The organism is Amycolatopsis sp. NPDC049252 (assembly GCF_043197175.1).
Taxonomy (GTDB): domain Bacteria; phylum Actinomycetota; class Actinomycetes; order Mycobacteriales; family Pseudonocardiaceae; genus Amycolatopsis.
Map to the genome: position 1 here is coordinate 1 of NZ_JBICSQ010000113.1, position 21,755 is coordinate 21,755.

Below are 21,755 nucleotides of genomic sequence, written 5' to 3' on the forward strand. Positions count from 1 at the left end.
GGCAGCGCTCACCGCAAGGTCCGGACGTTCGCGGCGACGAACTCGCGGAAGGACTCGATCGCCTGGCCGGAGTCGCCGGCACCGACGTGGAACACCGCGTCGTAGCCCAGCGCCAGCAGTTCGGCCTGCAGCTCGCGGTTGGCGTCGCCGCGGACGCCGAGCTTGCCGCCGATGACGGCGGGCAGCCCGGTCAGCTCGGGGTCGGCGCGCAGGGCGGAGATCACCCGGGCGCCGTCGACGTGGCCGTGGCCGTTGATGGTGCTGATCACCAGGCAGTCCGGCCGCTCGTCGCGGCAGGCGGCCAGCAGCCGCTCGACCGGGACGCAGGCGCCGAGGTTGACCACCTCGTGTCCCATCTCCTCCATGATCAGCTGGAGGGCGACGAGGTTCCACATGTGCGAGTCGGACTGGACGCTGGAGAGGACGAACTTGAGCGGTCGCCGCCCGGCCACGCCGGGCCGGTCGGGGTGCTGCTCGATCTGGAAGGTGGTCATCGTGCGCTCGCTCCCTTGAGATCGGGGAACGTCCGCGGCGCGGCGGGTGCTGGCCACGAACTTCTCACGACGAATAGTCATCGCGTCCCGGCCCGCGCACATGGGTGCCGCGACCCCGCATTCCGGCGCCGCCGCGAGCCCCCATGGCCGCCTCGCGCGCGGGCGTGGCGGCCGCGCGCGCGAGTGCGGAACCCGGTGCGCCGGGGTGCCCCACGTGGGTGATGCACGGCGTCCGCCGGGTGCGCGTGGGCCGCCCACAACCCGGTCCGGCCCGCCCGCCGAACGGCGCAACCGCCACGTCCGTCCGGCCCATGCGGCGGAATCGCGACCAGGGATTTCCCCGCCGGTGCCCCCATGAGCCCCCAGAACGCCCCCATACCCACCCGGAATGCGGGCGTAGCACCCCCATGTAACCCAGGTCACCCGCTGGCATGCTCGATCTCGTGATTCCCCCGCAGCCGAACCCGGCGACGACGACGCTCCCGCCCACCTGGTGGGCGGCCGGCCTGACCCCGCGTGAGCGGCGGTCCGGCGGCCGCCGCCCGGCGTGGGTCGACTTCGCCGAGACCGCGCTCGCGACGGCGGCACCCGCCGCGCCGGCCCCGGGCCCGACCTGGCGCACGGCGTTCGCGTCCGTGTTCCACCCGTTCGTCGGCGCGGTCCGCGCCGCGATCGCCGACGCCGCAGCGGGTGCGCCCGCCGTCGACGTCGCGCCGGTCGCGGACGGCTGCGCCGCGCAGCTGGGTCACCAGCTCGCCGGGCTGGCCGCCCGCACGCTGGTGCTGGAGCTGGGCCGGGCCCGCCGGGCCGACCGTCTCACCGGGGAGACCGGTGAAGAACGTTTCGCCGACTTCGTCCGCCAGGCCGGCACCACCGACGGGCTGACCGACCTGCTGCACCGCTACCCGGTGCTGGCGCGGCTCGTCGCGCAGGCCGGGCTGTACGCGATCGAGTCGGCCACCGAGCTGCTCGGCCGCTACACCGCCGACCGCGACGCGCTGGCCGGTCTCGCCGGCACCGGCGACCTCGGCCGGCTGGCCGAGATCACCGGCGGCACGGGTGACGCGCACCAGCGCGGCCGCTCGGTCCGCGAACTCCGGTTCGACGGCGGCGCCCGGGTCGTCTACAAGCCGCGGCCGCTGGGCCTGCACGCCGCGTTCTCCGACGTCGTCGCGTGGCTCAACCCCCGCGTTCCCGGCCTGGAGCTGCAGACGGCCGACGTCCTGGTCCGGCCCGGGTACGGCTGGCTCCGGTTCGTGGAGCACCGGCCGTGCGCGGACCTCACCGAGGTCGACCGGTTCTACCGCCGCCAGGGGGTGCTGCTCGCCCTGCTGCACGCCCTCGACGGCACCGACGTGCACTTCGAGAACATCATCGCCGCCGGTGACCAGCCGGTGCTGATCGACATCGAGACGCTGTTCCAGCCGCTGCTGGCCGCGGAAGACCCGGACGCGGACCCGGCTTCGACGCTGCTGGCCCGCTCGGTGCACCGCACGATGCTGCTGCCGCAGATGATCGTCGGTGAGCACGGCGCGGTCGACATCTCCGGCCTCGGCGGCGGGCGGGTCACGACCCCGGCGCTCGAACGCGTCGACTGGCTGGACGCGGGCACCGACCGGATGCGGCTGGCCCGCGTCCCCGGCGGTCCCGGCGCCGGTGTCAACCGGCCCACCCTCGGCGGGGTCGACGTCGAGCCGGCCGAACACGGCGCGGCCCTGCTGGCCGGGTTCCGTGCCGGCTACGACGCCATCGCCGTCGGCGCGGCGGAGCTGGCGCCGCTGCTGGACCGCTGCGCCGCGCACCAGATCCGGATCCTGGTCCGTCCGACCAGCTTCTACGCCCGGATGCTCGACGAGACGACGCACCCGTCGCTGCTGGCCGACGCGGCCGCACGCGACGACGCCTTCGCACTGCTGCACGACGACAGCACCGACGACGTCCGCCGCGCGCTGGTCGAGTCCGAGCTGACCGACCTGTGGGCGGGCGACGTCCCGATGTTCACCGGCGAGCCGGGTTCGGCCGACCTGCAGGACACCGAAGGCACGCGGCTGCCCGGGCTGCTCGCCACGACGCCGCTGGCGTCGGTGCTGGCGAAGACCGCGGGGATGACCACGATCGACCGGCGTGACCAGGAGTGGCTGATCTCCGCCGCGCTGGCCACCAGCCCGGCCGAGGAGACCCACGCGGGCACCGGCGTCACCGACGGCGTGCTGCCGAGCAAGAGTCCCGAACCCGCGCACCTGCTGTCGGCCGCGTGCGGGATCGCCGACGCGATCATCGCCCGCGCGTCCTCGGCGGCCGGGCGCGTCAACTGGGTCGGGCTCGAGCTCGTCGACGAGAAGTACTGGACCGTGCTGCCGATGGGCGCCGGGCTCGGCGAGGGGTACTCCGGGGTAGCGCTGTTCCTGGCCCAGCTCGCGGACCTGACCGGCATCGACCGCTACCGCGACCTGGCCGGGAAGGCGCTTTCCGGGCTGCCGTGGCTGGTTTCCACGCTCGAAGCCGACCCGGAGCTCGCGGACGCGGCCGGCTGCGGCGGGCTGCTCGGGCTCGGCGGCGTCGCCTACGCCCTGGCCCGCCTCTCGCGGCTGCTCGACCGCCCCGACCTGCTGGAGCTGGCGGCCCGGACCGTCGCGGTGATGCCGGCCGCGACGCCGGCGACGTCGCCGCGGTTCACCACCGGTCTCGCCGGCGGCCTGGTCGCGCTGCGGTCGGTCGCCACCCAGACCGGCCTGGAGAGCGCGAGCGTGCTGGCCGACGCCTACGCCGCCGAGCTCGCCGGCCGGTCCATCGACCCCGACCTGGCCGACCCCGGGTTCGCGCACGGCGCGGCCGGCGTCGACTGGGCCCTGCTCGGGCACCCGAGGGAGACGGCGACCCTGCCGCCGGCGACCGCGGCGACCGGCCACGGCTGGTGCTCCGGCCTGGCCGGGCAGGTGCTCGCCTACGCCGGCGAGCCCGACGTGCTGGGCGGTCTCGACGAGCAGGTCCGGCGCCTGGCCGCCCAGGACCCGCTACGCGACCTGAGCCTGTGCCACGGCGAAACCGGCATCACCGACGTTCTCGGCGTCCTGGCGGAGCACGGCCACGCCGGGGCCGCGGCCGCCGTGGAGCGCCGGACCGGGCAGCTGCTGACCGCCGTCGAGCAGGACGGCGCGCGCTGCGGCACCCCGGACGCCGTGCCGTCGCCGGGCCTGCTCACCGGCCTGGCCGGGATCGGCTACGGCCTGCTGCGCCTGGGTTTCGGCCCGCGCGTCCCGTCCGCGCTGCTGCTGCAGCCACCGACTCGCTGACCCTTTCCCACCCCACCCTCCCGAGGAGAAACGCACGATGCCCGAAATCACCGCCGAGACCGTCGAAGCCACCGTCGGCGCCCTGGTGCTCCCCCGCGCGAACCGCTCCGGGGCGCGCAACCAGGCGCTGGCCGGGACGCGGCCCCGGTTGTCCGGGGTCACTTTGGACACGTTCGGCAGCCCGACCGTCGTCACCAACGGCACGTTCGCCCTCTGAAGTTTCCGCCCCGCACGCCCGAAAACCACCGAGAGCGGAGTTACACCATGATCGAGCAGGACTGCGCCGGCCAGGACAACCCGATCGGCGACTTGACGCTCCCCCGGACCTCCCGGTCCGGTGCCCGCAACCACGCGCTGTCCGGCCGGGCTGCGCGGCCGAGCCAGAACGCCATGAGCACGCTGGACATCACGCCCGTGTTCACCGTCGGTTTTCCCCAGTAGAGACCCGCCCGAGTACTACCGAGAGTGGAGCCACCCGCATGACCGAGCACGACTTCGCCGGCCAGGACAACCCGATCGGCGACTTGATCCTCCCCCGCACCTCCCGCGCCGGTGCCCGCAACCACGCCCTGTCGGGCAAGGCGGCGCGCGTGAGCCAGAACTCCCTGACGACGATGGACATCACGGTCGTCACGGGCGGTTTCGCCGAATAGTGAGACGCTCCGGGCGTGGGCAATTCGGCCTACGTCCGGAGGGGTCCCGTCCGGTTATAGTGACCGCGATGGGCATCCGTTCTACGCGCCTGATCGGGCGCGACAGGGAGCTCGACGCCCTGTCTCAGGCTTTGGAGGAGGCCCGCACCGACCACGGTGGGGCCTTCTTCCTTGTCGGCGAGGGCGGAATCGGGAAGTCCCGGCTCGCGGCCGACATCGCTTCGCGGGCGCTGGCGACCGGGCTGCCGGTGCTGCGCGGCCGGGCCAGTTCCATCGGCCCGATGGTGCCGTTCCGGCCGCTGGCCGAGGCGCTGCTGTCGCACTTCCGCGGTGGCCTCCCGCCCTCGGCGCCCGAACTCGACCCGCTCGTGCCGGTGCTCGCCCGGCTCGTGCCGGACTGGTACCGCGGTGACCGGCCGCACGACAACGGCAACCTGCTCGTGCTGGCCGAGGCGGTGTTCCGGCTGCTGTCGGTGGCCGGGCGCGACGGCGGCTGCCTGATCGTGCTGGAGGACCTGCACAACGCCGACGCCGAGTCGTTGTTCATCGTCGAATACCTCGTCGACAACCTGGCCTCCAGCCAGGTGATGCTGATCGGCACGCTGCGCAACGAGCCGGGTGAGGCGCTGCGCCTGGCGACCGCGGCGGCGCAGCGCTCGTCCAGCCACACCTTCGAGCTGACCCGTCTCGACGCGGGGCGCACCCGCGAGTTCGCGGCCGCCTGCCTGGAGACCGAACCGGCCATGGTCCCGGCCGCCGTCGCGAACCTGTTGTGGCAGAACAGCGAAGGGGTGCCGTTCGTCGTCGAGGAGCTGCTGCACGGCATGCTCGGCGACGGCCTGCTCGTCGGCGGGCCGTCCGGCTGGCAGGTGGTCGGCGAGCTGCAGGCCCGGGTGCCCGAGGCGTTGATCAGCAGCATCGCCGCCCGGGTCGACGCGCTCGGCGCGGACGGCGAGACGCTGCTGTCGGTGGCCGCGGTGCTGGGCCGGCGGTTCCCGCTGTCGGTGGTGCAGGCGGTGACCGACATGGACGACCGCATGCTGCACAACCACATCAGCGCCAGTGTCGCCGCGCACCTGGTCACCACCGACGAGACCACCCCCGGCTGGTACGCCTTCCGCCACCCGCTCACCGCCGAGGCCCTGCTGGCCCGGCTCGTGCCCTCGACGAAGGCGAACCTGGCACGCCGGGCCGCCGACGCCGTCGAGCAGCTGCACCCGGGCCTGCCCGGTGAGCTGTGTGCGCTGGCCGCGGCGCTGCGGCTGACCGCGATGGACCACCCCGGCGCCGGCCGGCTGTACGCCGAGGCCGGGCGCCGCGCGCTCGACGGCGGCGCGGCCGACACGGCGGTGACGATGCTGACCCGCGCCGTCGAGTTGCTGGCCACGGCCGGCCCCGACGACCGGGCCGATGCCCTGGAATCCCTGCTGCACGCGCTCGGGCAGACCGGGCAGTTCGACCGGGCCGTCGAGTTCTCCGCCCGCTTCGCCGAGATCGGGCGGCTGGAACGGGCGGTGGACCTGCACATCCAGCTGGCGTGGGCGGCCTACATCGGCGGGCGGCACGACGAGTGCCTCAACCAGATCGAGCAGGCCCGCGCCCCGCTCGGCGGCGAGATCACCGAAGAGCAGAAGGCCGGCCTCGACGCCGTCGAAGCGTCGCTGTGGCTCGACATCCCGGGTCCGGCGCACACCGAGCGGGCCCGGAAGCTGGCCGAGCAGGCGTGGGAGGTCGCCGAGCGCGCGGGTGTGCCGTTCGTGTCGTGCCAGGCGCTGCAGGTCCTCGGCATGGTGGCGCTGGAGACCGACCTGGCCGAGGCCGAGCGGTACCTGCAGCTGGCGCGGCGGATGGCCGAGCGGCACCAGCTGACGCACCTGCGCACCCAGGTGCTCGTCCGCCTCGGCGGGCACCGGATGCTCGCCGAGGGCGACGTCCGCACGTTCGACCTGGCCCGCGCGGAGGCCCAGCGCACCGGGGCGATCACGCTGACCTGCGCGGTCGACGCGAGCCGCGCGGTGCACGCGGTGATGCGGGGCGAGTTCGCGCAGGCCGAGACGATCCTGAGCGAGAACCTCGCGGTGCTCGGCCGGCTCCGGCTGGTCGCCCTGCAGCAGTACACGCACATGACGCGCGCGATGGTGGCCGCGCACCAGGCGGACCGGCCGGGAATGGAACGCGCGCTCGAGGACTTCCGCGCGGAGGGCGGCGCCGGCGCGCAGGAGCTCGTGCTGAGTGTCGGGCTGGCGCAGGTGTTCTGTTCGCTGCTGGAAGAGGACGCCGACCGCGCGCGCCGGGAGCTGGCGCAGGTCATGGCGCTCGAGGAGCAGCAGCCGAGCCGGTTCCACCTGGCGGGCCAGCACGGGCTGCGGCTGCTGATCGAGGCGCTCGACGGGACGGAGACCGATCCGGACGGCCCCCGCGCCGCGGTCAGCGGGATGCGCTGGAACCGCCAGTTCGTGTTGCTGGGCGAGGCGGTCCGGCACGGGCGCGCGGGTGAGGCCGGTCTCGCCGACGCGGCGCTCGCGCGGGCCGTCGAGACCGCCGCGCCGTTCCCGGTCAGCCGGCACCTCGGGCTGCGCATGGTCGCCGAGTCCGCCGCGGCCGACGGCTGGGGTGACCCGGTGACGTGGCTGAAGGAGGCCGAGGAGTACTTCCACCAGGCCGGCATCTCGGCCGTGGCGAGTGCGTGCCGGGGCCTGCTGCGCAAGATCGGCGCCCCGGTGGGCCAGCGCCGCGAGGGCTCGGACCGGCTTCCGGCCGACCTGCGCTCGGCGGGGGTGACGGTGCGGGAGTACGAGGTGCTGCAGCTGCTGGCGGACAACATGGGCAACAAGGACATCGCCCGCCGCCTGCACATCTCGCCGCGCACGGTGGAGAAGCACGTGGCGAGCCTGATGGCGAAGTCGAACCTGCAGAACCGCACTGCGCTCACCGAATACGCGTCGAGCACGCGGAACGCCTCGAAGTAGCCCCCGACGCCCGCCGTCGCAGGGTTCCGTCGTGCCCGAAAATTGCGCAGCCAAAACTGGACAGTTTCAAGTGCGCAGCCTAAGCTGCACATTGTGAGCGAGAACCTGCGCCTGGCGCCGTCTTCCGTCCAGGCCTCCCAGGTGGTCCGCACCGTCATCGGCCGGCTGCGCCGCCGCATCCTCAACGCCGCGCAGGACGAGGACCTCACCTTCGGCCAGGCCTCCGTCCTCGCGCGCCTCAGCGGTTGGCAGGGCGTCACGGCCAGTCAGCTCGCCTCCGCCGAAGGGGTCCGGCACCAGTCGATGACCTCGACGCTCGCCGCACTCGCCGCACTGGGGCTGATCGAGCGCAACCCCGATCCCGACGACGGGCGGCGCGTGCTGATCAGCCTGACCACCGAAGGGCTCAAGCGGGTCGAGGAAGGACGCCAGGCCCGGAGCGAATGGCTCGCCGGGCAACTGCAGGAGCGGTGCACGGAAGAAGAACGACAGGTGGTGATCGCCGCCATGGACGTGCTGGAAAGGCTGACCGATGACTGACCCGACCGATGAGTGAGCGGACTTCGACCGCGACCAGGTTCGACCGGCGGCTGCTGCCACCGATGCTGCTGGGTTCGGTGCTGAACCCGATCAACTCCACGATCATCTCCGTCGCGCTGATCCCGATCGGCCGGGCGCTGGGGGCGCCGCCGTCGGAAACGGCGTGGCTGGTGTCCGCGCTGTACCTGGCCACCTCGCTCGGCCAGCCGGTGCTGGGGCGGCTCATCGACCTCTTCGGCCCGCGGCGGCTGTTCCTCGCCGGCACCACCCTCGTCGGGCTGGCCGGGGTGCTGGGCACGTTCGCGCCGAACATGGAGGTGCTGATCGCGTCGCGGGTCCTGCTCGGGTTCGGGACCTGCGCCGGTTATCCCGCCTCGATGGCGTTGCTGCGCAGTGAGGCCCGGCGCACAGGTGAGGACAACCCCAACGGGGTGCTGACCGCGCTGGCCGTGGCCAACCAGACCATCGCCGTCATCGGCCCGCTGCTGGGCGGGTTGCTGATCGGGGTGGGCGGCTGGCGGGCGACGTTCGCGCTCAACGTGCCGCTCGCGGCCGCGGCCGTCCTCTTGGGACTGCTCCGGCTGCCCAAGCACACCGGCGAGTCACCCGAGCGCGGGCAGCTGGCCGTGCGGCTGGACCTGCCCGGCATGGGCCTGTTCGCCGCGATGCTGGTGTCGCTGCTGCTGTTCCTGATGAACCTGCACCTGCGCAACTGGTACCTGCTGGTGATCACCGTCGCCGCGGGCGCCGCGTTCGCGGTGCGGGAGCTGCGGGCCGCGAGCCCGTTCATCGACCTGCGGGTGCTGGGTGGCAACACCCCGTTGCTGGCGACCTACGCCCGCGCGGTCGTCGCCTACGTCGTGGCCTACTCGTTCCTCTACGGTTTCAGCCAGTGGACCGAGGAAGGGTTCGGGCTCTCGGCGTTCCACGCCGGGCTGGTGCAGATCCCGATGTTCGTCACGGCGATCGGCGTCTCGCTCGTGGCCGGGCGGCGCCGGGGCGTGCGCGGCAAGCTCCTGGTCGGCGCGGCCGGGCAGATCGCGGCCTGCCTGGTGATGCTCACCCTCGGCGGGGAGAGTCCACTGTGGATGCTGCTGCTGGTCGCGCTGATCTTCGGTGTCCCCCAGGGGCTGAACAACCTGGCCCTGCAGAACGCCGTCTACTTCCAGGCCGACCCCGAGCGCACCGCGTCCTCGGCCGGGCTGCTGCGCACCTTCGCCTACGTCGGCTCGATGATCGCGTCCGCCACGACCGCGATCTCCTTCGGCGACCGCGCCGACACCGGCGGCATGCACGAGCTGGCCTGGGTGATGCTCGCCGCCGGCGTGCTCTACCTGCTCGTCACGCTCTTCGACCGCACCCTCGGCCGCGTCCGCGCGCCGGGAACCGACTGAAAGGCACCCCCTTGTCCCGCACCGCCCTGCTGCTGATGGATCTGCAGCGCGCCAACCTCTCGCACGTGGCCGACGACTACCTGCCCTGCGCCGTCAAGACGCTCGAGACCGCCCGCGCCGCCGGGGTCCCCGTCATCCACATCGCCGTCCAGCTGCGCGACGGCCACGTCGACGTCCACCCGCGCAACAGGATGTTCGGTTCCCTGCCCGGCCACCTGTTCACCGCCGACGACCCCCACGGCGCCATCCACGACGACGTCGCGCCCGCCGACGGCGAGGTCGTCGTGGTCAAGAACCGCGTCAGCGCCTTCGCCGGCAACAACCTCCGGCAGCTCCTCGACGCGCAGGACATCACCCACCTGGTGCTGGCCGGGATCGCCACCAGCGGCGTCGTGCTGTCCACCGCGTTGCAGGCCGTCGACCTCGACTACGCGGTCACCGTGCTGTCCGACGCCTGCGCCGACCGCGACCCGGCCCTGCACGACACGCTGATCAACGACGTCTTCACCCGCCGCGGCGAGGTCACCACCGTCGCGGAATGGGCGAAGAGCCTCGCCGCCTAGCGTCGCAAGTTGTTCGACGCTGGAACGAGCGCCTCGGGGGCGGCCCGCCGTGCCGGACCACTGTCGGCGAATCTCGGGCGCGAGGCTAGCCGCCGTGGGTGGAGTCGCTCTGGTAGGTGGTGTAGGTGTACGGGTTGTCGAGCACCTTCGTCTCGGGGACGTCGGGGTTCATCCCCTGCCGCCACGCTTCCTCGCCCAGCTGTGAGCGCAGGTAGTCCACTGTGGACTCCACCTCGCGGCGGACCGATGGCAGGTCCACGCCGACGAGCCGGCCGTCGCGCTTCACGATGCGGCCGTCGACCAGGACCGTGTGGACGTCGGCCCGCTGGGCCTGGAACGCCACGTGGCCGTAGGGGTTCAGCAGCGGGAACGACACCGGCGAGGCGTCGTTCTTCAGCAGCACCACGTCCGCCTTCTTGCCGACCTCGAGGCTGCCCAAGTCACCTGAGCGACCCAAAGCGGTGGCGCCGCCCCGGGTGGCCCACTCGACGACCTGCTCCGCGCGCAACGCCGCGTGCGTCACCGTCTCGCCGAGCTTGTGGGCCTCCAGGTGCTCGCGCGAGCGGTCCGCGCCGAGGGTGGAGCGCATCGCCGAGAACAGGTCGCCGCTCCACCAGACCGACGTGTCCATCGACAGCGACACCGGGATGCCGTAGGCGCGCAGGGCCCAGGTGGGCGGGTAGCCCTGCCCGGCGCTCTGCTCGCTTTCGGTCGACACCGACACCGAGCCGCCGGTGGCCGCGATGCGGTGGTAGGAGTCGGCCGAGAGGGACGCGCTGTGGACGTAGACCGTCTCCGGCGTCATGAAGCCGTTGTCGTACATCAGGCGGATGCCGTCGTCGCCGGTCGCTCCCCAGACCCCCGCGTGGGTCGTCACCGGCACGCCCAGCTCGCGCGCCACCTCGAAGGCCGGCTTCTCCGGGAACGCCGGGTCGCCGGTGACGTCGAAGGCGAGCTGGAAGCCGAGGTCGCCGCCGGTGCGGCGGGAGACGAAGTCGCGGAACTCCGGCGTTCCCGTCCACGTCGCGGGCGCGTCCTGGATGTTGCCGTAGGCCAGCACGAACCGGCCGGGCACGGACTCGAGGGCGTCGGCCGCGGCGTCGGCGTGCTGGGTCGTCTGCAGGCCGTGTGACCAGTCCACGGTGGTCGTGACGCCCGCTTCGAGGGCCTCCCACGCGCCGAGCAGGTTGCCGGCGTGGATGTCCTCGGGGCGGAAGATCTTGCCCCACTCCAGGTAGTACCAGACGAAGTACTGGGTCAGCGTCCAGTCGGCGCCGTAGCCGCGCATCGCCGTCTGCCACAGGTGCCGGTGGGTGTCGATCATGCCCGGCATGACGATCCCGCCCGCCGCGTCGATCTCGACCGCGCCCGGCGGGGCCTCCAGGGCGGGGCCGATCGCGGCGATCCGGTCGCCGGTGACCAGGACGTCGGTGCCGGTGAGGACCCGGCGGGTTTCGTCGAGGGTCAGCACCGTGCCGCCCCGCAGGAGAACGGGTCTGCCGTCGGTGGGCTGCGTCATCGCTGCCTCTTCTCTGCGCATTTCTGCGTACACTCGTCCGCTGGACGGACACAGGCTGGGCGCAGTCACTTTTACCCAGTGCCGGGCCGGTGTCAATCCCCGCCGCTACGCTGCCCGTGAGGGCCGTGCCATGCCAGAGGGAGGTCGCGATGCCACGCGAGGGAACCGGTCCCGACTTCATCGAAGCGCTCGCGCGCGGGCTCGAGGTCATCACGGCGTTCCGCCCGCACCGGCAGGCGATGACGCTGGCCGAGGTGGCCACGGCGGCACACCTGGCCCGCCCGACCGCCCGGCGGATCCTGCTGACCCTCGAAGAGCTCGGTTACGTCCGCGCCGACGGCCGGGGCTACTCCCTGACGCCCCGCGTGCTCGACCTCGGCGTCGCCTACGTGCGCTCGGCCGGCCTGTGGGAGGTCGCCCGCCCGCACCTGGAACGGCTGGTCGCGCGCACGAACGAGTCGTGCTCGATCGCCCAGCTCGACGGCTCGGACATCGTCTACGTGGCGAGGGTGGCGGTGCCGAAGATCGTGGGGCTCACCGTGCAGATCGGCACCCGGTTCCCGGCGCTGCCGACGTCGCTGGGCAAGGTGCAGCTCGCCGCCCTGCCGCCGGACGAGCTGGACGCGGTGCTGGCCGAGCCGACCCGCTCCGGGCTGGTCGCGCGCTGGCAGCCGGACCGGGCCGAGCGCGACGCCGAGCTGCGCGAGGTCCGGGCCCGCGGCTGGGCGCTGACCGACGAGCAGCTCGCGCTGGGGATCCGGTCGGTCGCCGCGCCGCTGCGCGACGGGTCGGGCCGGGTGATCGCCGGGGTCAACGTCAACTGCCACGCCGCCGAGACGCCGGTCGAGCGGCTGCTGGAGCACCACCTGCCGCTGCTGCTGCAGGCCGCCGGGGACATCAGCGCCGACTTCGCGCGGCTGGCCGACGTCCCGCACGTGACGGTCCCGGCGTCTTGACCGCGGTGAGCTGCTCCCCCAAACTGGGCGGACACACGTCCGACTGACGGACATGAAGGCGAGGCTCGGGTGGACAACAACGCGGCCGGTCCGCTGACCGGATTGCTGGTCGCGGACTTCTCCCGGGTGCTCGCCGGGCCGTACGCCACGATGCTGCTGGCCGACCTGGGCGCCGAGGTCGTCAAGGTCGAAGGCCCGCAGGGTGACGAGACCCGCACGTGGATGCCGCCGGTGCGCGGTGACGTTTCGACCTACTACCTGGGGATCAACCGCGGGAAGCGGTCCATCGCCCTGGACCTGCGGGAAGCGGCCGACGCGGTGGTCGCGCGCGAGCTGGCGGCGCGTGCGGACATCCTGATCGAGAACTTCAAGCCGGGCGGGCTGGCCAAGTACGGCCTCGACTACGAGAGCGTCCAGGCCGCCAACCCGGGGTCGGTGTACGCGTCGATCAGCGGGTTCGGCTCGGGCGAGGGCCGGCACGTGCCGGGGTACGACCTGATGGTGCAGGCGATCTCCGGGCTGATGAGCCTCACCGGTGACCCGGACGGCCCGCCGTACCGGGCCGGGATCTCCGTGTTCGACGTGATGGCGGGCAACCACGCCGTGATCGGCATCCTCGCCGCGCTGCGCCACCGCGACACGACCGGCGAAGGCCAGCACGTCGAAGTCAACCTGCTGTCCTCGGCGCTGACCGGGCTGGTCAACCACAGCTCGGCCTACGCCGCGGGCGGGGTGGTGCCGTACCGGATGGGCAACGCCCACCCCAGCGTCTTCCCGTACGAGCCGCTGCCCACCGCGGACAACGACCTGATCGTCGCCGCGGCCAACGACGGCCAGTTCCGCCGGCTCTGCGAAGTCCTGGACCTGCCCGGCGTTCCCGACGACCCACGGTTCGCGCGCAACGCCGACCGCACCAAGAACCGCGAAGAGCTCCGGCCGATCCTCATCGAGCGGCTCGCCACCCGCGGCGCGGTCGAGTGGTTCGAGGCGCTGACCAAGGTCGGTGTGCCGTGCGGGCCGATCAACACCATCGACGGCGGCTTCGCGATGGCCGAACGCTTCGGCCTCGACCCGATCGTCGAGGTCGGCGCGGGCGACCGTGCCGTGCCGACCACCCGCCACCCCATCCGCTTCTCCGCCACGCCGGCCGGCTACCGGCTGCCGCCGCCGGAGCTCGACGAGCACGGCGCCGAGCTGCGGGCGTGGCTGAGCACCCCGAGGGAGGACGGCGATGGCTGACCAGCCCGTCTACGAAACCGCGCTCGGTGCGTCCACCCGCGACAAGATCACCCTGCTCGGACAGGACCTCGCGCAGGACGTGATGGGCCAGGTCGGCTTCGGGGAGCTGGCGTTCTGGCTCGCCACGCAACGGCGTCCGTCGAAAGGCGAGACCCGGGTCTTCGAAGCGGTGCTGGCCGCGCTCGCCGACCACGGGTTCACCCCGACCGCGATCGTCACCCGCCTGACCTACCTTTCGGCGCCCGACTCGGTCCAGGGCGCGCTCGCCGCGGGCCTGCTCGGCGGCGGGTCGCGGTTCCTCGGCGTCACCGAAGACTGCGGCCGGTTCCTCCACGACGTCCTCACCGAAGCGGAGACGCAGCCCACCGACGAGGCCGGGTGGGACGCACTCGCCCTCAAAACGGTCGAAAGCATGCGGGCGCAACGGAAGTTCGTGCCGGGGCTCGGGCACCACGTGCACAAGGACGGCGACCCGCGCACGGCGCGGCTGTTCGAGATCGCCGCCGAAGAGGGCCTGCGCGGCCCGCACCTGGAGCTGTTCGCGGCGATCGGCCGGGTGCACCCCCGGGTGCTCGGCAAGACGCTGCCGCTCAACGGCGCGGGCGTCTGCGGCGCCGCGCTCGCCGACCTCGGCCTGCCGCTGGAGCTGCTGCGCGGGTTCGCGCTGCTGGCCCGCACGGCCGGGCTGATCGGGCAGCTCGCCGAGGAGCTGCGCCATCCCGTCGCGAACGACATCTTCCTGTCGGTCGACCTGAACAACCGGTCCGTCGCCCCGGACCCGGAATCCTGAGAGGAACGCCGATGCAGCTGGTCACCGAGGACAACATCACCGAACTCGCCGCGCGGCGCTGGGCGAGCGCGCACGACCCGCGAACCGCGGAGCTGATGTCCGCGCTCGTGCGCCACCTGCACGCGTTCGCCCGCGAGGTGCGGCTGAGCGAGACCGAGTGGATGGCCGCGATGAAGTGGCTCACCGAGACCGGGCAGATCAGCGACGAAAAGCGCGAGGAGTTCATCCTCGCTTCCGACGTGCTCGGCCTGAGCATGCTGGTCGTGCAGATGAACCACGCCTTCGACGCCAAGGCCACGCCGGCGACGGTGCTCGGCCCGTTCCACATCGACGGCTCACCGGAGAAGGACTTCGGTGGCGACATGTCCGACGGCCTCCCGGGCGCGCCCCTGTACATCACCGGCACGGTCACCGGCCTCGACGGCTCCCCCGTCGGCGGCGCCATCCTCGACGTCTGGCAGGCCGACGAGGAAGGCGCCTACGAGTCGCAGGTCCCCGACATCGACGAGGCACGGTTGCGCGCGAAGTACGCCACGCGCGCCGACGGGTCGTACTGCCTGCGCACGATCGCGCCGAAGGGGTACTCGATCCCGATGGACGGCCCGGTCGGCGAGCTGATCAGCGGCACCGACATCAGCCACTACCGGCCGGCGCACGTGCACTTCCTGATCAACGCGGCCGGCTACGAGCCGCTGATCACGCACCTGTTCCAGGAGGGCGCCGAGTACCTCGACAGCGACGTCGTGTTCGGCACCAAGCAGGAGCTGGTCGTCACGTTCGAGACCCGCGAACCGGGGCCGACCCCGGACGGCGGGCACTCCGCGGAGCCGTGGCTCGAAGCCCGGTACGACTTCGTGCTGCAGCCCGCGTAGGCCCGCCGCCGGAGGCGGATCAGCGGCCGTAGCCCTCGGCGGCCAGGACCTTGCCCATCTGCTCGTAGGCGGCCGGGTCCTCCGGGGCGACCGTGGCCAGCCCGTCGACGTAGCGGTTGTACATGCAGAACGCGGCCGCGATCAGCACGGTGTCGTGCAGCTCGAGGTCGGTCGCGTCCTGGGCGCGGGCCGCCGCGACGAGCTCGTCGGTGACGTTGCGGCCGGTCTCCCGCACGGCCAGCGCGATCCGCAGCAGCGCCTTGAGCTTCTCCGACACCGGCGCGTCGTCGACCCCGGCGCACGCCGCGTCGACCACCGCGCGGCCGCCGTCGAGGGTCTCGGCCGCCGCGGCGGCGTGGCTGCCGTGGCAGAAGCGGCACTCGTTGCCGTTCGACACGACCGCCGCGATCAGCTCGCGCTCGCCGACCGTCAGGCTGCTCGGCCCGCGCAGCAGCGTCTGGGCCAACAGGTTGAGCGGGACCGCGGTCTCGGGCCGGTAGGCCATCAGCGACCGGATCCCGGGCAGCTCCGGGTCGAGCGGGATGTGCGGCATGTGGTCCTCCTCGCTGGCGGAAGATCCAGTCTTTCGGGCCGCGGTGCCCGGGCCAACCTCCACCTTGCGCAGCGGGGATACGGCCGAACGGCCCGGTCCACCCCGCGGGCAGGTGCGGGGTGGACCGGGACCGTCCTTCCTCAGCCGAGGGTGAAGTCGTCGGCGTACACCGACCCCTGGCCGTACCAGCCGTGGACGTAGATCGTCACGGCTCCCGACGCGCCGGTCGTGAACGGCACCGACAGCTGCGTCCAGCCACTGGCCGAGGTCCAGGTGCTGGCGTTCGCGCCGCCCCGGACCCCGAGGTAGGCGTAGCTGCCCTGCACCCACGCCTTGAGGGTGTAGGCGTGGTTCGGCGCGAGCGTGATGTTCTGCGCGGCCTCACCGGTGGACGACGCCGTGGCCGCCACTTGCAGTGCCTTGCTGCCCGAGTGCGCCGGCGAGCCGACGACCGAGTCGCCCGCGCCGACCCACGGGCTCAGCGCGCCGGTCTCGAACCCGCCGTTGACGACCGAGCCGGTCGGCACGGTGCCGTTGACGGTGAGGGTGAAGGTGGCGCTGTGGCTGCCGGAGGTCCCGGCGCCGGTCACGGTCAGCGGGTAGACGCCGGGGACGGCGGCCGAGGTCGTGGCGACCGAGAGCGTCGCGCTGCCGCCGGCGGTGACCGAGCCGGGGCTGACCGACGCGGTGACCCCGGCGGGGGCGCCGGAGACGGAGAGGGTGACCGGCTGGGCGGAGCCGGACGTCACGGCGGTGCTGATCGTCGCGGCCGTCGAGGCGCCCGGGTTCACCGCGGCCGAGGACGGATTCGCGGCGACGGAGAAGTCGTTGCCCGGCACGGTGGTGCCGCCGGTGAACGGCTCGAAGGCGTGGCTGAAGAACCACTGGGACTGGCTGATGCCGGAGCAGTTGTCCGCCGCGGCCCCGCCCGGGCAGCCGCCGTTGTCCCGCTGCAGCGCCCAGAAGGACAGTTCGTTGATGCCCTTGGAGACGGCCCAGTTGTAGACGGTGGCCGCGTCGGCGGTGGTGAAGGTCTCGGCGGGGCCGAAGTCGTCGACGCCGATCATCTCGGTGATCCCGACACTGGCCCACAGCTGGGCCTGGGTCTTGCCCGGGTACAGGCCGGCGAGCTGGGAGACCAGGCCGTTCGCCGAGGTCTGGGTGTCGGTGGCCATCTCGTGGGCGGCGTTGTCGTAGTAGTCGAAGGTCATCATGTTGACGACGTCGACGCGGGTGCCGTTGGTGACGGCGTTGCGCAGCACGGCCAGGCCGCTGTCGGCCAGGCCCTGGGTGGTCGTGGGCAGGGTGTAGGAGATCTGCAGCGGCCGGCCGGAGGCGGCGGCCCAGTCCTCGACCTTCTTGATCGCCTTGTTGCGCCGGTCGACACCGGCTGAATTGGTGAGCGAGTTGTCCTCGATGTCCATGTCGAGGCGCGGGACGTCGTAGGTGGTGATCACCGATTCGTAGGCGGCGGCGATCGAGTCGACGTTGGTGCAGCTGTCGGCGATCTCGGTGCCGGTGTTGTCGGCGGTGTAGCCACCGAAGGACGGGATGACGTCACCGCCGCGGGAGCGGATGGTGGCGATGTCGGCGCCGAAGGTGCCGTTGGCGATCGGCATCCCGGTGTCACCGTTCCAGTAGACGGTGCACGAGCCCTTGGTCGCGGCCTGGATGAACGCCATCGTCAGGTGCTTGGCCCCGGACGCCTGGGCGAGCGCGGCCGGGCTCTCCCCCGTCCACGCCTCGAAGTAGGGGGCGAAGACGTGGGAGGGCAGCGGCGTGGCGGCCTGGGCGGTCCCGGCCGCGGCGACCAGCGAACCGGCCGAGAACGCCGCCAGGGCAAGGGAAACGGACAATCGGGAGAAAGGTCTGCGTCGACGCACGTGCGCTCCAAAGCCGGCGGGGAGCCGTGCTGCGGCGTCGCACGGCGGGTCGTCCCCAGGATTGGATCAGACCAATCCGGGAGTCAAGGTCTAGACCACTAAACCGGCCGGATGGCGGCACCCCTTGCGCCGGTCTCTTTCGACACCTTCGACCACGCCCCGTGAGCAACGATCAGGAGAAAAACGTTCCGGTTCCTGGGGTCTCCCGGTAGCGTGCGCGTCCATGCGGGTGACGTGGGGGAAGATCGAACAACTCAGAGTGACCATGCCATGGCGTGCGGCACCGAGAGCCGCCCTCACCAGCCCCCTGACGCTGATCGTGGCCGCGGTGACGTCGCTGCTGGCCTGTTTCCTCGGTACGGCCGCGGTCCTGCAGGCCTCCGCGGCCGGCGGCGCGGCCGTGGCGTACCAGACCGGGATCGTCTGCCCCGACGCCTACGGCCCGGTCTTCGGCAAGGGCAACATGCCGGTGAAGGACATCCCGGCGATGACCGCCGCCGTCCGGCGGCACGCGGGCGCGCACGGCTTCGGCGCCCCGGTCGTCGGCCAGTACACGAGCGTGGTCCGGCGCATCACCTTCAACGGAGACCCGCACTACAAGGTCCGCTTCGGCTACCGCGACCAGGTTGGCCTCGACAACCTGGCGCTGCAGCAGGGCACCCGGGCCCCCGGCCTGTGGCTGGGCAACGTCGTGGCCGACGTCCAGCACATCGGCGTCGGCACCCGCCCGAGCGTCCAGGGCGCCGCGCTGCCCCCGGTCACCGGCATCTACCAGGACCTGCTCGACCCGCCGCCGCGGTGGTGGTGCTCGCAGCAGTCCGGCGCGGTGGTCGACCGGCTGGCCGACGACCCGGTCGACTCGACCGTCTTCGCCACCGACCAGCGCACCTTCGACGACACGATCCGCGCGGTCGGCCTGACCACGATGCAGTACTTCCACATCTCGTTCTACGAACCGGCGCCCACCACCGTCAGCGCGGCCGAAGACCTGCTGCGACGCTCCCAGGACCTCGTCGCCGACGTGCGGGCCGACCTCACCGCCCAGGGCCTCGGCAACCTGGTCGCCGCCGACGTCCCGACGTTCGAACGGTCGGTCACGATCGCCCACCAGGCCCAGGACAACGTCTTCGTGTCGATCCTCCCGCTCGCGGTGATCAGCGTGCTGGTCGGCTGCGCGGGCCTCGGCTCCGTCGCCCTGCAGTGGTACCAGCGGCGCCACGCCCAGCTGCGGCTGCTCTCCGCCCGCGGCGCCGGACCCGGCGCGCTGGGCTGGCTCGCCATCGCCGAGCTCGGCCTGCCGATCCTGCTCGGCGGCGTCGCCGGCGCGATCGCCGCCCGGCTCCTGCTCGGCGTCTACGGACCACCCGGCGTCCCCGACCCGGACGCCGAACTGCGCGCCGGCATCGTCGCGGCGGCCGTGCTGCTGGTGTCCCTGGCGCTGCTGGGCCTCGTCGTCGCCCTGCGGGCGCACCGCGAGTTCGAGCTCGGCCGGGTGCGCCGCAAGGGCAACCGGGTGCGGCTGCTGGCCTACTTCCCGTGGGAGGTCGCGACCGCGGGCATGGCCTGGCTCGGCTGGACCCGCCTGGCCCACTACAGCAGCGGCTCACGCCTCGGAAATCCATTACCCCAGATCGACCCCCTGGCCCTGACCTACCCGGTGTTCGTCGTCCTCACCGTCGGGCTGCTGACCGCGCGGCTGGCGTGGCTCGCGCTGCGCGCCTCGCACCGCGCCCGGTTCTGGTCCCGGCCCGCGCTGCAGCTGGCGATCCGGCGGCTGGCCGGCGCCCGCGCCCCGGTGACCGGGGTGCTCGTAATCGGCACCCTCGCGATCGGCACGCTCGCCACCGGGATCGGCATCGCCAACGGCCAAGAGGACGCCCTCGACACGAAGTCGGCGATCTTCGTCGGCAGCGACGCCCGCCTCGACACCGACAGCCCGATCGGCATGGGCGCGGTCCCGATGCCGGCGCCGCTGGCCGGCACCAGCACCGTCGTCGGCGAGCTGACCGGCACCGGCAGCGTGGTGCTGGTGATCGACCCCACGACGTTCAGGCAGGGCGCCGCGGTCGGCAGCATCCCGGCCGGTGACCTGGACGGCCTGCTGCGGCGGATCTCCCAGCGCGACCCGCGCGGCACGCCGGTGATCCGGGTCGGGCACCGGCCGGGGCAGTCCGCGCAGCTGCCCGGCGGGCTGGCGGACGCGGCGCCGGTGGGTGACCTGCCGGTGTTCCCGATGATCGGCACCTCGCCCGGCTACGTCATCTCCCGCACCGCCCTCAGCCACGCCCAGCTGGACCGGATTCCCAAGTGGAGCGTGCTGACGACGTCACCGATGGCCGACGCCACCGCCGAGCTGCGGGCCGCCGGGGTGTACATCCCGAACCGCGTCAGCCGCGAAACCGCACTGGACAGCCTGCCGTTCTTCGTCGTGTCCTGGACGTTCTCCTTCGTCGCGCTGCTCGGCGCGGTGCTGAGTGTCGTCGCCGTCCTCGCCCTGCTGGTGGCCGTCGAGGTCCGGCGACGGCAGAACGCCCTCGCCGGAGCCCTGGTGCTGCGGATGGGCATGCGGCCACGGACGCTGCTGGCCAGCCACCTCATGGAACTGGGCGCGCTCAGCGGGCTCGCGATCGTGGTCGGGGTGGTGTGCGGGATCTCCGTCGCGGGCCTGTCCGTGCCACGCTTCGACCCCGCGACGTTCCTCGCGCCCCGCTCGGAACTGCCGGACCCGCTGCCGTTCGTGCTGGCCGTGCTGGCCGTGGGCGTGCTCGTGGTGGGCCTGGCCGGCTGGATCGCGGTGCGCTCGGTGCGCACCGCCCGGACCGCGGAGCTGATCCGTGCCTGACAAACCGATCTTCCAGTTGCGCGGCATCGGCGTCGACTACCAGACGCCCGCCGGGATCGTCACCGGCGTCGACGACGTCAGCATCGACGTCCCGGCCCGCGGCATGACCGTGCTGGCCGGGCCGTCCGGCTCCGGGAAGTCCACCCTGCTGCGCGTGCTCGGGCTGTTCGAGCAGCCCGCCCGCGGCAGCCTGACGTTCCAGGGCGCCGACGTCCGCAAGCTCAAGCACCGCGAACGCCGCGCGCTCCGGCGGCACCACCTGGGGCTGGTGTTCCAGAACCCGTCCGACAACCTGCTGGCCTACCTGTCGGTCGCGGACAACCTGCGTGCGGCCGCCGAGTCGGCCGGGACCGACTGCCGGCCGGACGACATCCTCGCCCAGCTCGGCCTGCACGGCACCGGCGGCTGGAAGATCTCCGCGCTCTCGGGCGGCCAGCAGCAACGGCTGGCCTTCGGGTGCGTGCTCGCGGCCCGCTCGACGGTGATCCTGGCCGACGAACCGACGTCCCAGCTCGACGAAGCGTCGGCCGACCTGGTGCTCGACACCCTCCAGTACCTGGTGGACCAGGACTTCGCGGTGCTGGTGGCCTCCCACGACGAACGCCTCATCGACCTCGGCGCCCGCGTCGCCCGCCTCCACAAGGGCGCCCTCGAAGGCATCGAAGAAAGGGAGCCCCGGCCGTGACCACCGACGAGATCGTCCCGTCGATGCTGGAGGCCGTCGGCCTGCGCCGCAGCTTCACCCACCCCAGCGGCGACATCGAAGTGCTGCGCGGCCTCGAACTGCGCGTCGCCGCCGGCGAACTGGTCACCGTCTCGGGCCGGTCCGGGTCCGGCAAGAGCGCGCTGCTGGCGCTGCTGTGCGGGTTCGACTCCCCCGACTCCGGCTGCGTGCTCCTCGACGGCGTCCCGATCAGCGGCGCGCCGCCGTGGCACACCTGCGCGGTGCTGCCCCAGGCCCTCGGGCTGGCCAACGAGCTGACCATCGCCGAGAACGTCGCCCTGCCCCTGCGGCTGCGCTCCGACATCCCCCGCCCGTCCCGCACGGCGATCCAGGACCGCGTCACCGAACTGCTCGACGACCTGGGCATCGGCGACCTCGGCGACCGCTACCCCCTGGAGGTGTCCTTCGGGCAGCAGCAGCGGGTGGCCCTGGCCCGCGCGGTCGCCGGACGGCCCCGCGTCCTGCTCACCG

General features: G+C 72.9%; 19 protein-coding genes. 15 read left to right on the top strand and 4 right to left on the bottom strand.

The window, feature by feature from the left end; all coding sequences use genetic code 11:
• Nucleotides 1-8: 8 nt before the first annotated feature.
• Nucleotides 9-494, bottom strand: coding sequence for a cobalamin B12-binding domain-containing protein (locus tag ACGFMK_RS45115; RefSeq protein ID WP_392776907.1), 486 nt, complete (start codon nt 492-494; stop codon nt 9-11).
• A 431-nt stretch (nt 495-925) separates the two neighbouring features.
• Between ACGFMK_RS45115 and ACGFMK_RS45120 the strand changes: the two genes are divergently transcribed.
• The 8 genes from ACGFMK_RS45120 (at nt 926) to ACGFMK_RS45155 (ending at nt 9,906) form a co-directional block, all read left to right on the top strand.
• Nucleotides 926-3,787 (top strand): type 2 lanthipeptide synthetase LanM family protein, encoded by a 2,862-nt coding sequence (locus ACGFMK_RS45120; RefSeq protein ID WP_392776910.1) that lies wholly within the window; start codon nt 926-928, stop codon nt 3,785-3,787.
• A gap of 37 nt (nt 3,788-3,824) precedes the next feature.
• The gene (locus tag ACGFMK_RS45125) at nt 3,825-4,004 is read left to right on the top strand and encodes a hypothetical protein (protein WP_392776913.1); all 180 of its coding nucleotides are present in this window, start codon (nt 3,825-3,827) and stop codon (nt 4,002-4,004) included.
• A gap of 47 nt (nt 4,005-4,051) precedes the next feature.
• A complete protein-coding gene (locus tag ACGFMK_RS45130) occupies nt 4,052-4,228 on the top strand; it encodes a hypothetical protein (protein ID WP_392776915.1) in 177 nt (58 codons plus the stop codon).
• A gap of 38 nt (nt 4,229-4,266) precedes the next feature.
• Nucleotides 4,267-4,440: a hypothetical protein gene (locus ACGFMK_RS45135; protein ID WP_392776917.1), complete on the top strand. Its 174-nt coding sequence runs from the start codon at nt 4,267-4,269 to the stop codon at nt 4,438-4,440.
• A gap of 68 nt (nt 4,441-4,508) precedes the next feature.
• A complete protein-coding gene (locus ACGFMK_RS45140) occupies nt 4,509-7,409 on the top strand; it encodes an AAA family ATPase (protein WP_392776920.1) in 2,901 nt (966 codons plus the stop codon).
• 93 nt (nt 7,410-7,502) lie between these two features.
• Nucleotides 7,503-7,949, top strand: coding sequence for a MarR family winged helix-turn-helix transcriptional regulator (locus tag ACGFMK_RS45145; protein WP_392776923.1), 447 nt, complete (start codon nt 7,503-7,505; stop codon nt 7,947-7,949).
• Nucleotides 7,950-7,957: 8 nt separating this feature from the next.
• Nucleotides 7,958-9,343: an MFS transporter gene (locus tag ACGFMK_RS45150; protein ID WP_392776925.1), complete on the top strand. Its 1,386-nt coding sequence runs from the start codon at nt 7,958-7,960 to the stop codon at nt 9,341-9,343.
• Nucleotides 9,344-9,354: 11 nt separating this feature from the next.
• Nucleotides 9,355-9,906 (top strand): cysteine hydrolase family protein, encoded by a 552-nt coding sequence (locus ACGFMK_RS45155; protein ID WP_392776928.1) that lies wholly within the window; start codon nt 9,355-9,357, stop codon nt 9,904-9,906.
• 85 nt (nt 9,907-9,991) lie between these two features.
• Here ACGFMK_RS45155 and ACGFMK_RS45160 read toward each other — a convergent pair whose 3' ends face one another.
• A complete protein-coding gene (locus tag ACGFMK_RS45160) occupies nt 9,992-11,425 on the bottom strand; it encodes an amidohydrolase family protein (protein WP_392776930.1) in 1,434 nt (477 codons plus the stop codon).
• A gap of 149 nt (nt 11,426-11,574) precedes the next feature.
• Between ACGFMK_RS45160 and ACGFMK_RS45165 the strand changes: the two genes are divergently transcribed.
• The 4 genes from ACGFMK_RS45165 (at nt 11,575) to ACGFMK_RS45180 (ending at nt 15,282) form a co-directional block, all read left to right on the top strand.
• On the top strand, nt 11,575-12,381 hold the full coding sequence (locus ACGFMK_RS45165) for an IclR family transcriptional regulator C-terminal domain-containing protein (RefSeq protein WP_392776933.1): 807 nt from the start codon (nt 11,575-11,577) through the stop codon (nt 12,379-12,381).
• Between the two features lie 69 nt (nt 12,382-12,450).
• Nucleotides 12,451-13,620 (top strand): CaiB/BaiF CoA transferase family protein, encoded by a 1,170-nt coding sequence (locus tag ACGFMK_RS45170; RefSeq protein ID WP_392776936.1) that lies wholly within the window; start codon nt 12,451-12,453, stop codon nt 13,618-13,620.
• Complete coding sequence (locus ACGFMK_RS45175) at nt 13,613-14,410, top strand: citryl-CoA lyase (protein WP_392776939.1); 798 nt, start codon at nt 13,613-13,615, stop codon at nt 14,408-14,410. Before ACGFMK_RS45170 ends, ACGFMK_RS45175 begins: the two co-directional genes overlap by 8 nt.
• 11 nt (nt 14,411-14,421) lie before the next feature.
• Nucleotides 14,422-15,282 (top strand): dioxygenase, encoded by an 861-nt coding sequence (locus ACGFMK_RS45180; RefSeq protein ID WP_392776942.1) that lies wholly within the window; start codon nt 14,422-14,424, stop codon nt 15,280-15,282.
• 19 nt (nt 15,283-15,301) lie between these two features.
• On the opposite strand, the gene ACGFMK_RS45185 is transcribed toward ACGFMK_RS45180, so the two are convergent.
• Entirely contained in the window at nt 15,302-15,835 is a 534-nt protein-coding gene (locus ACGFMK_RS45185) for a carboxymuconolactone decarboxylase (protein ID WP_323328268.1), read from the bottom strand.
• Between the two features lie 140 nt (nt 15,836-15,975).
• Nucleotides 15,976-17,691, bottom strand: a complete 1,716-nt coding sequence (locus ACGFMK_RS45190) for a glycosyl hydrolase family 18 protein (protein WP_392776945.1) — start codon at nt 17,689-17,691, stop codon at nt 15,976-15,978.
• Nucleotides 17,692-17,977: 286 nt separating this feature from the next.
• On the opposite strand from ACGFMK_RS45190, the gene ACGFMK_RS45195 reads away from it, so the two are divergent.
• The 3 genes from ACGFMK_RS45195 to ACGFMK_RS45205 all read left to right on the top strand — a co-directional run.
• Nucleotides 17,978-20,560 carry an FtsX-like permease family protein gene (locus tag ACGFMK_RS45195; RefSeq protein WP_392776947.1) on the top strand — a complete coding sequence of 861 codons (2,583 nt, stop codon included), beginning with the start codon at nt 17,978-17,980 and terminating at the stop codon, nt 20,558-20,560.
• On the top strand, nt 20,553-21,245 hold the full coding sequence (locus ACGFMK_RS45200) for an ABC transporter ATP-binding protein (RefSeq protein WP_392776950.1): 693 nt from the start codon (nt 20,553-20,555) through the stop codon (nt 21,243-21,245). The genes ACGFMK_RS45195 and ACGFMK_RS45200 overlap by 8 nt, the downstream gene beginning before the upstream one ends.
• Nucleotides 21,246-21,268: 23 nt before the next feature.
• Nucleotides 21,269-21,755, top strand: a 487-nt coding sequence (locus ACGFMK_RS45205) for an ATP-binding cassette domain-containing protein (protein WP_392776953.1), incomplete at its 3' end; no start/stop codon positions are given.